This window comes from Cupriavidus sp. 05N39, assembly GCF_056397325.1.
The window spans coordinates 59,983-72,804 of sequence record NZ_JBFTNE010000007.1 but is presented as its reverse complement, the minus strand read 5'-3'; the positions used below and the strand labels follow the sequence as shown (position 1 = coordinate 72,804).

Below are 12,822 nucleotides of genomic sequence, written 5' to 3'. Positions count from 1 at the left end.
TTCTCTTGACCGCTGAACCCTGCTGTCTGGTGAATCCACAACCGCCCCGACAATAGGCGATCGCCCGGGGCAAGTCGGTACGCTAACGTGCAAGTGTGTTGGAATTTCTTTCCACCCTCGGGCGGGCGGGCCCTGGATTGAAGGGGCTTCGGAATGGGCGTCGCGCGGCTGGCTTACACTATGGCTCAGAGCGCGGTCCTGACCAGCAATTTGCCGGTCGCAAGCCCTGCAGGAGGCAGATCCTGAATTCCAGAGGGCAGACGCATGCAGAAGCAGGAAAATCCCAAGGCAAATCATCTGTTGGCGGTGCTGCCCGAAGCGGAATGGGCTCGCCTGACGCCACAACTGGTGCCAGTCGACTTGCCGCTGGGGCAGATTATCTACGAGTCGGGCGACCGGCTCGAGCATGTGTATTTTCCAACCACGTCGATTATCTCGCTGCTTTATGTGATGGAGAACGGCGCGTCCGCCGAGATCGCCATCGTCGGTAACGAAGGGATAGTCGGGATCGCCCTGTTCATGGGGGGCGAAACCACCCCAAGCCGCGCGATCGTGCAAAGCGCCGGTAGGGCCTATCGGTTGAGCAGCGTTGCGATGAAGGAAGAATTCAATCGGGCCGGCCCCATGCAGCGGCTTCTGCTGCGCTATACGCAGGCCCTGATCACGCAAATGGCGCAGACCGCCGTCTGCAACCGGCATCATTCCATTGAGCAGCAGCTTTGCCGCTGGCTGTTGCTGAGCATGGACCGCTTGCCAACCAACGAACTCCGGATGACGCAGGAACTGATCGCCAATATGCTCGGCGTGCGAAGGTCCGGGGTGACGGAGGCGGCGCTGAAACTGCAGAATGCCGGCCTGATTCGCTACCGGCACGGGCATATCGAAGTCCTTGACCGGCCAGGGCTGGAGCAGCGCGTGTGCGAGTGCTATGCCGTGGTGAAGCGGGAGTGCGATCGCCTGTTGCCCGACCTGCGGGCGATCTAGACGCTGCACGGCGGATGGCGTCCAGCCCGGGCAGGACGCTGATCGTGGGCGGACAAGCGCTGCCGCGCGACGCTCCCGATGAACTATGCTGAATACTTGCCCTGCATCGTGAAGGAGACCGACGTGCGCAAGTTCCTTTCCATTCTCGCCGCGCTTGTCCTGCTAGGCACAAGCAGCCTGGCGCTGGCCCACAATTGCCCGAACGAGATGAAGGCGATCGACGCCAAGCTGGCCACCAAGCCCGCGCTATCGCCGGAAGACGCCGCCAAGGTAGCCAAGCTGCGCGCCGACGGCGAGGCCTATCACAAGGCCGGCAAGCATGATGAGTCGATGAAGTCGCTCGGCGAGGCCAAGAAGATCCTTGGCATCTGACCGCATGCGCTGAAGGCCCGAAGCCGAACAGTGCAGGGTGGCATCGATTGCCGCCCTGCAGCGTTTTTTTGCTGGCGCCTCGGCCGGGGCCAGGACAGGGCTTAGTTCAGTGCGATTTTCCTGCCGGATCACCCAGGATGGATATCAGCTCCGGCACCGTGGGCTGCGCCCGCTCGCTGCGGCTGGCGCGCTCGTAAGTATCCCGGACTGCCTCTGCCGTTGCGCTTGCCGCGCCCAGTTCCCGCGCCATGGTCGTGTAGTAGCCCATGTCCTTGAGCGCATTGGCGATCGAAAAACGGAAGCCCGAGTCGTCCCGCGACTCGATGTAGGGGCGCAGGCGGTTCAGGATGACGCCGTCGCCGCCGCCCTTGGCGAGCACTTCCACCAGCACGGCCGGGTCCACGCCGGAGCGCTCGGCACAGGCGGCGGCTTCGGCCAGCACCGCGGAAAAGCCCAGCGATACATAGTTGTGCAGCAGCTTTAGCCGGTGGCCTGAGCCGGCCGGCCCGGCGTAGACGATGTTCTCGGCGAAGCAGGCCAGCAGTGGCCGGCATTCGTCGAACAGCGCGCGGTCGCCGCCGACGATCAGGTTGAGGCGGCCTTCGGCGGCTTCCTTTGGTGTGCGCGTCATGGGGGCATCGAGGAAGCGCCCGCCGGCCTCAGCCACCGCGGCGGCAATGCGCTCGGTGGAGGAGGGGATCGCGGTGGAGCAGTCGATCACCACGGCGCCCGGGCGCAGGCCGGCGATCACGCCATCCGGGCGGAACAGCACGTCTTCCACTTCCGGCGTGCCGGTGACACACAGGATCACGACCTCCACCGCGCGCGCCAGCGCGGCCGGGCTGGCAGCCGTGGTGGCGCCGGCAGCCAGCAGGTTGTCCAGCGGCTGGTTGCCGGGATGGTCCAGCAGCACCATCGGATGGCCGTGCCTTGCGATATTGGTGGCGATGCCATGGCCCATCATGCCGATGCCGATCATGCCGATTGTCTTCATGCTGTCTCCGTTCTTGTGCCGGGTATTGCGGCGCGCTTGCCGGGGCCGCCGGCGCAGATGTCTTTGATTTCCAGGTAGTCGCTGGCGCGGGAAGGCCTGACCGGCGGGGGCGCCAAAGCGCGCCGCAGCGCCCGGGAAGCCGCCAAGCGCGATGGCCGTGGCAGATCGTATCACCGAGTTGCCCGCAAGCCGGATCCGCAAGGGCACCTACCCCATCGATGCGCGCCTGCCCATCGAGAAATTCATGACCGAGAAATACGGCTTGAGCGGTACGGTGGTGCGCTAGGCCATGTGCCATCCAGGCGCGCGACCCTGACGGCGCGCGCAAGGCGGCCTCATGGCATAGGAAGAATACGGTAGAGCGTATCGGGCAAGCGGGCCAGGGCTTCCGGGCCGGCAATGGCCGGATAGCCGCGCAGCGCCTGGCGCGGGGCGGTCTGGGCAAAGTACTGCGCCCGACGTCGGCACGCCGGTGAGGCACCGCAGGTCGGCCAGCGACTCACCGCTGGCCGGCGGATGCGTCAGGCAGGTGGCGGCGCGAAGGCCGCGGATTGCCCTGGCTTGCGCAGCATCTTGTCTACCTCGCCCGCATGCAGTTCTTCGATCTGGATCATCTGGCGCGCGAACTCCTCCAGCGCCACCGAGCGGTCTTCCACCAGCGCCAGCAACTCGCGATACAGCTTGAGGGCGGCGTTCTCCGCCTCCAGCGATTCGCGCAGCATGGCCGCGGTATCGAAGGTATGGCTGTCGAGCAGCTTGCCGATGGCCAGCGACGGATAGGCGCCGAGCGTGGTGATCCATTCCCCGGCCTGCTGCGCATGCAGCAGCGATTCGTCGGCCTGCTCGCGCAGCCAGGAAACGATCGGGATGCGGCCAAAGCCGAACACCAGCAGCGAGTAATGGGTGTAGCGGACCACCCCGGCAAGCTCGGCTTCGAGGATCCGGTTGAGCACGCTTACCACCTTGTCTTTTTCCATTTCAGCCATGGCAGGTCCTTCCCGTCGTGTCGGCATTGCGATGCTGCGCTGCTATTGCCGGGTTGCGATCATCATGGAATCCGGCCCGCTGAGCGGCTCCACGCGCGCCTGCGCAAAACCCACCTGCCGGGCCCATGCGCAGCACTGCGCGCCGGTGTAATCGAAGCCGCCCGGCGTTTCGATCAGCATGTTCAGGCTCATCAGCAAACCGAAGGCATTTTGCCGGCGCGCATCGTCGATCATGGCGTCGTAGACAATCAGGCGCCCACCGGCCGGCAGTGCCGAGTAGCACTTCTCCAGCAGGTAAAGCTTCTGTTCGATATCCCAGTCGTGGAGGATGTGGCCCATGATCAGTACATCCGCTTGCGGGCAAGGGTCCGTGAAGAAATCGCCGGGGTAAAAGCGCAGGCGGTCCTGCAGGCCGTGCGTGGCGACATATTCCTGGAACACCGGGCCGACCGCCGGCAGGTCGAAGCCGCCGCCGCGCAGGTGCGGGTGGGCCAGTGCGATCTGCACCGGAAGCGCGCCCTGCGCGGCGCCGATGTCGACAAAGGTCTGGCATTCCGCCCACGGGAATTTGCGCGCCATGGCCTGGGCGGCGGCCAGGCTGACGCCGGTCATGGCTTGCAGGAATCCGCGCAGGCTCTGCTCGTCGCGATAGATGGCCGCGAAGAGGTCTCCCTCTTCGGCTGCCTCGCTTTGCGGGCGGCCGGAGCGCAGCGAGTCGGTGAGCGACGCCCAGCTTGGGTACAGCCGCGCATTGGCCATTTCCAGCAAGCCGCCCACGTAGGTGGGCTTGGCCTTGTCGAGGAACAGCCCGGCGTCGGGCGTGTTGCGGTAGAGATTGCCGGTCTTGCCGTCTTCGCGTTCGAGTGCGTGCAACGCCACCAGCGCGTCGAGAAAATCCACCGCGCCACGCGGATGCAGGCCAAGCACGGCGCTCAGCGCCGCCGCGTCCTGCGGTGCCTTTGCCAGTTGCGTGAACACGCCAAGCTCCACCGCGCTCAGGAGTGTCTTGGCGGCCCAGAAGCCCATGCCGAGTTGCAACAGCCGGTCCGGCGTCAGGTCCGGCACTTGCCAGGGGCTGGCGGCAGTTGCGTCGCGGGCGGCATCTTTTCCGTTCTGCATAAGTCACCTCATCACCGCCACCGGCTGACATCCGGGCGCCTGGGCGTGGGGAAGGATGCTGGTAACTCTAGATGTCGGAAGAGGCGAAATCCAGCGATTCCGGCGGCCGGCGGCGATCAGGCAGGTGTGCAGGCCCCGGGTCCAGCGCTTGCCGATGCGTGCCGCGCCGGGGCAGGCAGGCGCGGCGCACAGCAGGACGGGGAGAGCACCAGTGCACGCCAGTGCGCCCCATCGCTTGCGGTGCCGCCCGTACCCTGCGGATCATATTGTTCGGGAACTCCACCACGTACACATTGCCGTTCGCGTCGACCGCGACACCTAGCGGTGAATTGAAGGCCGCGGTGGCACCGGGACCATCGACCGAACCCGCGACTCCCGGGGAACCTGCCAGCGTCGTCACCACCCCCGCGGGCGTGACAAGGCGGATCGTGTTGCTTCCGAACTCGGCAACGTAGACATTGCCGGCAGCATCGACCGCCACAGAGTACGGACTGGAGAACGAGGCGGCAGTCCCAGTGCCATCGGCCGAGCCCGGCATTGTGCTTCCGGCCAGCGTCGACGCAACGTGATTACCGCGAACCAGGCCGCGCAAACCGGCAAGCCCGCCGCTCGGCGGCATCCGCCACCGCACGAAGCGCAATGTCAGCGCGAAGCCCTGGCGCGTGACGGCCGGCTGCGGATGGCTTCTTCAAGCGTATCGGCAAGCGCGCGCGTCCGGCGTTCCGCCAGTTGTTGAGCGGTGGCTTCTCCCGCCTGCGCGGGCTGTGCCGACAACGCCGGCAGCGTGCCGGTGCCCGCCTCGTTCGAGATATTTGCGCGTCGGGCTGCAGCGATATCTGCGTTCGGATTCTGGAACATAAGCGTCAGGGTCAAAGGCGGGTATTACGGTATTGCGGTATAGGCAGATCCGCATGTAGCGGGCTGGCCGCATTGTGCACCCGCGCGACGCGCGAACGATCCCCCGTGTCGGGGTAATCGCGAAAGACTATTGATTTGGCCTTAGTGTGCTAAGGGGCACTTCTTGTGCCCCCGCAAGGCCTCGCCATTGGCGGCTCGGCGCGCTCAGTCCGTGGAGCGGGGCAGAAAGCGCCAACCCGCGGGTTCCAGCGCGAAAGCGAATCCGGTGACGCGCTTTTCCGGTGCGCCGCCAACCGAAATCATGGCGTCGCAGCCAAGATTGCCGCTGTCGCGGCTCAGGCCGCAGTGGTTCAGTTGCTTGACCACCAGCGATTCGGCCATCGAAGTCAGTTCCGCGGCATGCTCGCCGGCCGGATTCTTCTTCAGTTCCGCACGGGCGAATTCGCGCATCGCGGCGGTGGCCTGGGCGGCATCGGGCCCGTTCACGTCGGGCGTTTCACGCCGCACCAGCACCCACGGCTCGGGGTTGTCGCGAAAGGCCAGTGCGCGATAGCCGTCGCGCAGGCCGGCCTGGACGCCTACGATGCAAACGATCTCGCCGGCGCTGGCCGGCAGGCAGCCCTTGACCGCATGGGCCTTGATCGAGGCGACCAGCGAGGCCACAACCGGTGAGCGGGCGCGTTCGGCGGCGGCCGGATCGGTCTGTTCCAGATGCTTGATACGCTCGGCTTCGAACTGCTGGATGGCGGCGGTGACCTGGGCCGGCGTGGGGGCCGCCGGGGTTGCCAGCGCGCTAGCGCATGCCAGGGAGAGCGACAGCGACGCGAATAGGGTGAGGCGCATGAACAGGAGGAGAGGGCCTTGATTGAGAAGGCCGCGAGTTTAGCATCTGGGTTGCTGGCATGAGCAGCAAGGGGCGCTTGGATCCGCCTTCCGCCGTTGGTGCCGGACTTCGCGCCCTGTCCGCGCATGAAAAAACCCGCCGGGTGGCGGGCGGGGAGGCCTTTGCGAGCCTTCCGTGTTGCGAGGGCGCTAACCAGTCTTCTTCTGGTGATGGACGATGCGGTCCCACCAGTAGTGGAAGGGATGGGCGTGTTCCGGATAGAGCAGGGATTTGTGGAAAAAGCCGGCGCGAATAATGAAAGCGTAGAGCAGGACGATTGCCCCGAGGAAGAGCATATAGGTTGTCATGGCGGCTCCTTTGAGGTGGCCATGATTCATTGTAGGCCTGTCGGGTTTGACGAGTGGCGGCGAACGCATCAATGGCCGACCCGGCGTGCGCCCTGCGGCCGCGGGCCGCAGGCGCGCAAGCAAGCGGTAAGAATTTCAAGCAGGCGGTGCGTCATCCACACGAAGGGTGTCGGCATCGCCGGTCAGGGCATGCACGAGCCGCACCACTTCGTCGGGGTGGCAGGGCTTGGGGCAGTAGCGCACCGTGGCATTGGCAATCGCGGGTTCCGGCCTTGCGCCGGTCGAGATCACGACAGGCGTAGCACTGAGCGCTTGCTCGCCCAGCAGCAGATGGCACAACAGCGCGCCGTCGGCGTGCGGCATGACCCAGTCGGTCACCACCACGCTGGGATGCACGCGTTGCGCGAGGGCAAAGGCGCTGAGCCCGTCGGACGCCCTTTCCACGGCATAGCCTTCTTGCTCAAGCGCGCAGGCCAGGGCGTCCGCTACGCCAGGTTCGTCGTCAACTACGAGAATGGTATGTACGCGACTCTGCACGGGATCTGCCTATGATGGAGGCGGGCTTCGAGCCTGAAGCGCGCACAGGTGATCCGGATGCACGCAAGGGCCGGGCCAGAAGGAATATAAAGGGGGCCGCGCCTGCATGGCCGTGCTGGTGCGTTCTCGCCATCGAGCGCGTCTGCGCCTGTGGCGTCCGCGGCATCCATGTTGCACGCCGCAGCGGACTCATCGGCGGCGTGCCTGCCATCCTGCTCACCCACGGCTCCAGGGGCCGGGAACTGCCTATGCCACTCATCGAAAGCGATATCCCAGCCCGCCTGGACCGCCTGCCGTGGTCGCGCTGGCACTGGCGGGTGGCGATCGCGCTAGGGGTGGCGTGGGTGCTGGACGGGCTGGAAGTCACGCTGGTGGGCTCGCTGGGCGGCGTGCTGGAGCGCCCGGACGGGCTGGGGCTGGATGCGTCGCAGGTGGGATGGCTTGGATCTCTGTATGTGGGCGGGGCGGTCCTGGGCGCGCTGGTGTTCGGCCGGCTCGCCGATCGCCTGGGCCGCAAGACGTTGTTCCTGGTGACGCTTGCCGTGTACATGGCCGCGACCCTGGCCACCGCTTTCTCTACCGGTTTTGTCTTCTTCGCGGTGTGCCGTTTCCTGACGGGCGTTGGCATAGGCGGAGAGTACGCGGCCATCAACTCGGCGATCGACGAACTGATCCCGGCCCGCCTGCGCGGACGAGTCAATCTTGCCATCAACGGCAGCTTCTGGGTTGGCGCGGCGCTCGGTGCGGGGCTGAGCCTGATCTTGCTGGACCCGCGCGTGCTGGGCCCGGCGCTGGGCTGGCGTGCCGCGTTCCTGCTCGGCGCGGTGCTGGCGGTGGCCATCCTGATGGTGCGCCGGGATGTGCCGGAAAGCCCGCGCTGGCTGCTTTCGCACGGGCGTGGYGAGGAAGCCGGCCATATCCTCACCGCGATCGAGGCGCAGGTGACCGCGCAGTACGGGACGCTGCCACCGGCAACCGGCACGGTTACGTTTTCCCGGTGCGGCGCGGCGACCCTTGGCGAGGTTGCGCATGTGCTGTTAAAGCGCTACCGGCTGCGCAGCGCGGTGGCCCTGGCGCTGATGATTTCGCAGGCGTTTTTCTATAACGCCATCTTCTTCACCTATGCATTGGTACTGACGCGGTTTCACGGCGTGCCTGACAACCGCGTAGGGTTGTACATCTTCCCCTTCGCGCTGGGCAACGTGCTCGGTCCGCTGCTGTTGGGGCCGCTGTTCGATCACGTGGGACGGCGCCGCATGATCGGGCTTACCTATGTGCTGTCAGGCGTGGGCCTGGGGTTGACCGGATGGGCCTTCGTGCAGGGCTGGCTCGATGCGCGCAGCCAGGCGCTGTGCTGGTCGGCCGTGTTTTTCCTGGCGTCCGCCGCGGCCAGTTCTGCCTACCTGACGGTTAGCGAGGTCTTTCCGCTGGAGACGCGCGCGCTGGCCATTTCCGTCTTCTATGCTGTGGGGACGGGCAGCGGGGGGTTTATCGGGCCTTTGCTGTTCGGCGCACTGATCGAAACCGGCAGTCGCGCGGCGGTGGCCGGCGGCTATGGCATTGGTGCGGCGATGGTGATTGGCGCGGGCCTGTTCGCCTTGCGCTATGCCGTCAGCGCGGAAAAGCGGCCACTGGAGGACATAGCGCCACCGCTGTCGGCGCGCAAACAGTGAATGCCGCCAGCGCGAACGCCGCATCCTTGCGTGTTTTGTAAGGCCGGCATGTAAGGCGTGCATTGAATCGGGGAGATTCGCGCTGGTCCCGGCCACGCGGCGTGGCACGGTTTGCGCGCCATGCTGCATGCCTGCCATGGCCTCGGGCGGGCGCTTGTCGGATATTGTCGGACTGGCACGTGTCTCGCTTGAACAAGGCAGGCGTCCAGCTTTGCACAACAGGCTGTCCCATGTTCAACCCAGCGCCTCAGGGCGTCCAAGGAGATATTCATGAAACATCATCTTGCCAGGAACCTGCTGCTGGCCAGCGCCGCTGTCGTGGCTTTCTCGGCCCAGGCGCAACCCGCGCCCGGCGCGCGCGACCCGTACAGCCAGGGTGCGGCGACGAATACCGGGACCGGCCTCACCGATCCCTATGCGGGCGGTGCGCGCAGCCCCGACAAGTTCGATTCCTACACGCAAGGCGCAAACCAATCGACGCGCCAGGATTTCGCCGTGGCGCAACCGGAGCCCGAAGTAGGTTCAGCCGCCTATATGGACCGGTCGCGCTGGCTCGGCCCGAGCCTCGGTACGCGCCTCGGCATGCGCAGCCCCTTCCTGGATGGCGCCTGAACGCCAGGTTGATTCCCTTGGCGCTCGCGGTGCGCGCCAGCGTGTCCTGGCTGGCATGAGAACCGCTTGCAGGGCGGGCGCGGGGGTGGCGCTCGCCTCGCTGTCCCCTTTCGCGGGAGTGTTTCACGTTGTCTAGGATGCCGAGACCGTATCCTTCCGGCGGRATGCTGCCTGCGCGGTGGCGATCAGCCTGCCCTGGCTATCCGTGATCTCGGCGTTGGAGAAGAACACCCGCCGCCCGCCGCCCAYGCGCCTGCCCACCACTAGCAGCGGTTCCACGTGCGCGGAGGAGACATAGTTGACGTTCAGCGAGATGGTCGTGGCGGCGCGGCGCACGCCGTTCTCCGGGAACAAGCCGGCGTAGCCCCCCGCCGCGTCCAGCAGCGTGGCCAGGATGCCGCCTTGTACCACGCCCGTATTGTTGACGTGCGCGGCCTGCGGCACCAGCGACATCCGTACCAGGTCCGGCTGCCACGCTTCGATGACGACATCCAGGGATTCGAGAAAGGGATTTTCCAGCGCGTAGGGCTGGCTTGCGGGGGTGTTGTCAGGCATGGCTACCGGGCCGGTGGCGATAAGTTGGAATGGCCGTAATGATAGCCCCGCATTCGTGGCTGGCATCCTTCACGGGTTCTTCGTATCATCGAAAGGCTAGGTTCGCTGCTCCGGAGTGAAGGGGAAGTAGAAACAGCGTTGCATACCCTCACCCCTAAGCTAAGGAGACCGCGATGCGCAGGTATCCACAGTCCCTGGCCAGCATGCTGAGCGTGGCGCTCGCCGTGGCCGGGGCGCTTGGCCCGCCCGCAGTGGCGCAGGCCGCGCCCACCGCCGATGCCAGGATCGTCGTCGAGGCCACCAACGGCCAGCTCAAGGCGCTCAAGGGCAAGGTCTTCGACAAGGCCTGCAATGAATCCGTGGATTACGACGCCACCGTGATCGACCTGAACGGCGACGGCCAGCCGGAGGTGTTCACCAACCTCTACGGCACTTGCGTGGGCGGCATGGCCGGGGTCTTCATGCAGTTGTACATCAAGGATGCCAACGGACAGTGGAAGCCGCAGTTCGGCTTTCCGGGGCAGCCGGAGGCGTTGAAGTCGAAGAACCTCGGCTTTCCCGACATCGCGGTGGGCGGTCCGGGCACCTGCTTTCCGGTCTGGCGCTGGAACGGCAAGGAGTATGCGCCGTACAAGAAATGCCGGTAGCCATGGCTCAGGCCGCCACGCTCAGGACTAGTAGCCCGCAGCCCAGCGCCCCCGTCCACAGGGCCGCGCGTACGGCGATTGCAGGCGCGTAGGAAAGCAGCAACACCAGCAGCAGCGCGCCGAGCGTCAGCGTGCCGAGCCAGGAGACGGTGCCCATCGGCCAGCCTTCGTGCCGCACGCAAGCCGCCAGGGCGAGGGCCAGCGCGGCCCAGCCCAGCCCATGCAGCCGCAGCCGCTCCGATGCGCCAGGGGAACTGCCGCGGCCATGGTGATCGGCATAGTGGCGGTCAAGCGTCTGGCTGAGCGCCGCGAAGCCGCTATAGGTCAAGGCTAGCGCGGTGAAAAAGCCAAGGCTGGCGTTCATGCCACCCCCTTCGCGTCGCCGCCCTGCAGACCCGCGTCATCGGCTCGCGCCGCGCGCCGCGCGGGCGTGCGCGCCTTCGAGCGGCGGCCCAGCATATACGCTGCCGCGGCCAGCGCGATGCCCAGCGCCAGTACCGTCAGGTCGAAGCCCGCCACGGCCGCGGGCCCCTGGCCTTGCAGCAGCGTCACGCCCAGGTGGGTATCGGTGGTGGCGGCGTTGAGCACCGGTATGGCGGCGAGCATCAGCGCGCCGCCCCACAGTTGCGCACGCCACATTCCGCGCGTTGGCCGTAACTGTGCCAGCACGGCGGCCGCGGCCCAGGCGATGAAGAAGGCATGGATCTCAGCGTCGGGGCGCTGCGCCATCGACACCGGCAGCAGCCGGTTGGCCCAGAAATAGGCGGCGAATGCGATCGGCAGGCCGGCGATGGCACCAATGTTGAGTGCATCCACCAGCCGCAGGCCGAAGCTTGGGCGCGCGCCCGCGGCCAGCGCCCTGGCCTGGCCCTGGCGCGTCTTCACGCCCCATAGCAGCGCGCCCGTGGCGACCATGGCGCAACCCGCCAGGCCGCTCAGGAAGAACAGCGCGCGTAGCAGGGGGCCGGCGAAGTGCGCCTCGTGCAGGCCCACCATCACGCCGCGGGTCTGGCTGGCGGCCGCGGGCGTATCGCCTACGGTTGCGACAAGGGCGCCCGTGACGCCATCGAAGCGCATCGACGGTTCGTCGGAGGACAGTGATTTGCCCGCGCCGCGCGACACCCTGATGGCGGCATTTGTGTCGCCGGGCAGCGTGATGTCGATCCTGCCGGGCTGCGCGCCATCCCAGTGGCGCGCGGCTCGCTCGACCAGCGGCGCGACCGGTGCCAGCGGGGCCGCCTGTCCGCTCGGCTTTGCCTGGGGCGCGCGTCCGAAGGCATCGTTGAAGAAGGCCTGCTGGTTGCCCTGGTATGCCGTCTGGATGCCCCACGGCATGTACATGAACATCAGCGTCACCAGGCCGGTGTAGGTGATCATCAGGTGGAAGGGCAGGGCCAGCACGGCCGTGGCATTGTGCGCGTCGAGCCAGGAGCGCTGGCCCTTGCGCGGCCGGAAGGTGAAGAAGTCCTGGAAGATGCGCCGGTGCGTGATGACGCCGCTGAGGATGGCGACCAGCATGAACATGGCGCAGAAGCCGACGATCCAGCGCGCCCAGATCGCCTGCATGAAATACAGGTCGAAGTGCAGGCGATAAAGGAACTCGCCGCCGCGCGTGTCGCGCACCTGTTGCAGGAAGGCGCCGGTGGCGGGGTCCAGCGTGCGGCTCTCGAAGCGTCCGCGGCCGCCCGCGATGCCGGAGGCCGCGGCGCCGGGCGGACGCATCCAGCGCACCTGCACCACGGGGTTGCGCTCGTCCGGCAGGTCGATGAGCCAGCGCGGCGAATCGGCTGCGTTGTGCTGCAGGAATGCCACCGCGCGGCTCGCCGCTTCGGCGCTGGACACTGGCGTGGCCGCCGGGCGATGCAGCTCAGGCTTCATCCACAGCGTGATCTCGTCCTTGAAATAACTCGCTGTGCCGGCGCAGAACACCAGCAGCAGGACCCAGCACACCAGCAGCCCGGACCAGCTGTGCAGCCATGCCATCGACTGACGCAAACCGGCCTTCACGATGCGCTCCGCAAGGCAGCCAGCAGCGCGCCAAACACGATCGCGGGCACGGCCACGCCGGTCCATGCACGCAACGCGCTGCCGGCGGCGAACACCCATAGCACCGCGCACGCGTACAGCGAGAACGACAGCAGCGTGGCGGTCATCACCGCCTCGGCGGGCGGCAGCGGCAGCAGCACGGCCAGCAGGCCGGTGGCTACGGACGCCAGTACGTAACCGCCCCCGATGGCGGCCACCACGCGCGAGACAACGCTCAGGCGATAGCGGCCGGTCTGGCTCAGCCCCAT

General features: G+C 66.7%; 18 protein-coding genes. 6 read left to right on the top strand and 12 right to left on the bottom strand.

What is annotated here, in order from left to right; genetic code table 11:
- The first annotated feature begins 264 nt into the window (after window positions 1-264).
- Both AC1DN0_RS05470 and AC1DN0_RS05465 read left to right on the top strand, forming a co-directional pair.
- Window positions 265-984 carry a Crp/Fnr family transcriptional regulator gene (locus AC1DN0_RS05470; protein ID WP_441626708.1) on the top strand — a complete coding sequence of 240 codons (720 nt, stop codon included), beginning with the start codon at window positions 265-267 and terminating at the stop codon, window positions 982-984.
- 78 nt (window positions 985-1,062) lie between these two features.
- Window positions 1,063-1,356 (top strand): hypothetical protein, encoded by a 294-nt coding sequence (locus tag AC1DN0_RS05465; RefSeq protein WP_441626706.1) that lies wholly within the window; start codon window positions 1,063-1,065, stop codon window positions 1,354-1,356.
- Between the two features lie 106 nt (window positions 1,357-1,462).
- On the opposite strand, the gene AC1DN0_RS05460 is transcribed toward AC1DN0_RS05465, so the two are convergent.
- Window positions 1,463-2,350, bottom strand: a complete 888-nt coding sequence (locus tag AC1DN0_RS05460) for an NAD(P)-dependent oxidoreductase (protein WP_477111500.1) — start codon at window positions 2,348-2,350, stop codon at window positions 1,463-1,465.
- 157 nt (window positions 2,351-2,507) lie between these two features.
- Here AC1DN0_RS05460 and AC1DN0_RS05455 point away from each other — a divergent pair, with 157 nt between their 5' ends.
- Window positions 2,508-2,636 (top strand): hypothetical protein, encoded by a 129-nt coding sequence (locus AC1DN0_RS05455; protein WP_441626702.1) that lies wholly within the window; start codon window positions 2,508-2,510, stop codon window positions 2,634-2,636.
- 235 nt (window positions 2,637-2,871) lie between these two features.
- Here the strand turns inward: AC1DN0_RS05455 and AC1DN0_RS05450 are convergent, their stop codons facing one another.
- From AC1DN0_RS05450 to AC1DN0_RS05420, 7 genes are all read right to left on the bottom strand, one after another.
- Window positions 2,872-3,336 (bottom strand): ferritin-like domain-containing protein, encoded by a 465-nt coding sequence (locus AC1DN0_RS05450; RefSeq protein WP_035873659.1) that lies wholly within the window; start codon window positions 3,334-3,336, stop codon window positions 2,872-2,874.
- A gap of 42 nt (window positions 3,337-3,378) precedes the next feature.
- On the bottom strand, window positions 3,379-4,455 hold the full coding sequence (locus tag AC1DN0_RS05445; RefSeq protein ID WP_477102957.1) for a methyltransferase: 1,077 nt from the start codon (window positions 4,453-4,455) through the stop codon (window positions 3,379-3,381).
- Between the two features lie 67 nt (window positions 4,456-4,522).
- Window positions 4,523-4,993: an NHL repeat-containing protein gene (locus AC1DN0_RS05440; protein ID WP_441626698.1), complete on the bottom strand. Its 471-nt coding sequence runs from the start codon at window positions 4,991-4,993 to the stop codon at window positions 4,523-4,525.
- A gap of 104 nt (window positions 4,994-5,097) precedes the next feature.
- The gene (locus tag AC1DN0_RS05435) at window positions 5,098-5,328 is read right to left on the bottom strand and encodes a hypothetical protein (RefSeq protein ID WP_441626696.1); all 231 of its coding nucleotides are present in this window, start codon (window positions 5,326-5,328) and stop codon (window positions 5,098-5,100) included.
- A gap of 189 nt (window positions 5,329-5,517) precedes the next feature.
- Window positions 5,518-6,156, bottom strand: coding sequence for a hypothetical protein (locus AC1DN0_RS05430; RefSeq protein ID WP_441626694.1), 639 nt, complete (start codon window positions 6,154-6,156; stop codon window positions 5,518-5,520).
- 189 nt (window positions 6,157-6,345) lie between these two features.
- Window positions 6,346-6,504, bottom strand: a complete 159-nt coding sequence (locus AC1DN0_RS05425) for a hypothetical protein (protein ID WP_160172310.1) — start codon at window positions 6,502-6,504, stop codon at window positions 6,346-6,348.
- 135 nt (window positions 6,505-6,639) lie between these two features.
- Window positions 6,640-7,041, bottom strand: a complete 402-nt coding sequence (locus AC1DN0_RS05420; protein WP_441626692.1) for a response regulator — start codon at window positions 7,039-7,041, stop codon at window positions 6,640-6,642.
- A gap of 248 nt (window positions 7,042-7,289) precedes the next feature.
- Between AC1DN0_RS05420 and AC1DN0_RS05415 the strand changes: the two genes are divergently transcribed.
- Window positions 7,290-8,714, top strand: coding sequence for an MFS transporter (locus AC1DN0_RS05415; protein ID WP_441626690.1), 1,425 nt, complete (start codon window positions 7,290-7,292; stop codon window positions 8,712-8,714).
- 270 nt (window positions 8,715-8,984) lie between these two features.
- A complete protein-coding gene (locus AC1DN0_RS05410; protein ID WP_441626688.1) occupies window positions 8,985-9,326 on the top strand; it encodes an endonuclease in 342 nt (113 codons plus the stop codon).
- 132 nt (window positions 9,327-9,458) lie between these two features.
- Here AC1DN0_RS05410 and AC1DN0_RS05405 read toward each other — a convergent pair whose 3' ends face one another.
- Window positions 9,459-9,881 carry a PaaI family thioesterase gene (locus tag AC1DN0_RS05405; RefSeq protein WP_477145586.1) on the bottom strand — a complete coding sequence of 141 codons (423 nt, stop codon included), beginning with the start codon at window positions 9,879-9,881 and terminating at the stop codon, window positions 9,459-9,461.
- A 173-nt stretch (window positions 9,882-10,054) separates the two neighbouring features.
- On the opposite strand from AC1DN0_RS05405, the gene AC1DN0_RS05400 reads away from it, so the two are divergent.
- Window positions 10,055-10,528 (top strand): hypothetical protein, encoded by a 474-nt coding sequence (locus AC1DN0_RS05400; RefSeq protein ID WP_441626684.1) that lies wholly within the window; start codon window positions 10,055-10,057, stop codon window positions 10,526-10,528.
- A 7-nt stretch (window positions 10,529-10,535) separates the two neighbouring features.
- Here AC1DN0_RS05400 and AC1DN0_RS05395 read toward each other — a convergent pair whose 3' ends face one another.
- Genes AC1DN0_RS05395 through AC1DN0_RS05385 form a run of 3 tightly spaced genes read right to left on the bottom strand, consistent with a single transcriptional unit; the run spans window position 10,536 to window position 12,822 of the window.
- A complete protein-coding gene (locus tag AC1DN0_RS05395; protein ID WP_441626682.1) occupies window positions 10,536-10,892 on the bottom strand; it encodes a DUF3325 domain-containing protein in 357 nt (118 codons plus the stop codon).
- Complete coding sequence (locus tag AC1DN0_RS05390) at window positions 10,889-12,535, bottom strand: PepSY-associated TM helix domain-containing protein (RefSeq protein ID WP_441626680.1); 1,647 nt, start codon at window positions 12,533-12,535, stop codon at window positions 10,889-10,891. Before AC1DN0_RS05390 ends, AC1DN0_RS05395 begins: the two co-directional genes overlap by 4 nt.
- Window positions 12,532-12,822 carry a DUF3649 domain-containing protein gene (locus tag AC1DN0_RS05385; RefSeq protein ID WP_276289088.1) on the bottom strand — a complete coding sequence of 97 codons (291 nt, stop codon included), beginning with the start codon at window positions 12,820-12,822 and terminating at the stop codon, window positions 12,532-12,534. Before AC1DN0_RS05385 ends, AC1DN0_RS05390 begins: the two co-directional genes overlap by 4 nt.

Coding starts and splice junctions, on each gene's coding strand:
- AC1DN0_RS05470 (WP_441626708.1), top strand. CDS start 265: ATGCAGAAGCAGGAAAATCCCAAGGCAAATCATCTGTTGGCGGTGCTG.
- AC1DN0_RS05465 (WP_441626706.1), top strand. CDS start 1,063: ATGAACTATGCTGAATACTTGCCCTGCATCGTGAAGGAGACCGACGTG.
- AC1DN0_RS05460 (WP_477111500.1), bottom strand. CDS start 2,350: ATGAAGACAATCGGCATGATCGGCATCGGCATGATGGGCCATGGCATC.
- AC1DN0_RS05450 (WP_035873659.1), bottom strand. CDS start 3,336: ATGGCTGAAATGGAAAAAGACAAGGTGGTAAGCGTGCTCAACCGGATC.
- AC1DN0_RS05445 (WP_477102957.1), bottom strand. CDS start 4,455: ATGCAGAACGGAAAAGATGCCGCCCGCGACGCAACTGCCGCCAGCCCC.
- AC1DN0_RS05440 (WP_441626698.1), bottom strand. CDS start 4,993: ATGCCGGGCTCGGCCGATGGCACTGGGACTGCCGCCTCGTTCTCCAGT.
- AC1DN0_RS05430 (WP_441626694.1), bottom strand. CDS start 6,156: ATGCGCCTCACCCTATTCGCGTCGCTGTCGCTCTCCCTGGCATGCGCT.
- AC1DN0_RS05425 (WP_160172310.1), bottom strand. CDS start 6,504: ATGACAACCTATATGCTCTTCCTCGGGGCAATCGTCCTGCTCTACGCT.
- AC1DN0_RS05410 (WP_441626688.1), top strand. CDS start 8,985: ATGAAACATCATCTTGCCAGGAACCTGCTGCTGGCCAGCGCCGCTGTC.
- AC1DN0_RS05400 (WP_441626684.1), top strand. CDS start 10,055: ATGCGCAGGTATCCACAGTCCCTGGCCAGCATGCTGAGCGTGGCGCTC.
- AC1DN0_RS05395 (WP_441626682.1), bottom strand. CDS start 10,892: ATGAACGCCAGCCTTGGCTTTTTCACCGCGCTAGCCTTGACCTATAGC.
- AC1DN0_RS05385 (WP_276289088.1), bottom strand. CDS start 12,822: ATGGGGCTGAGCCAGACCGGCCGCTATCGCCTGAGCGTTGTCTCGCGC.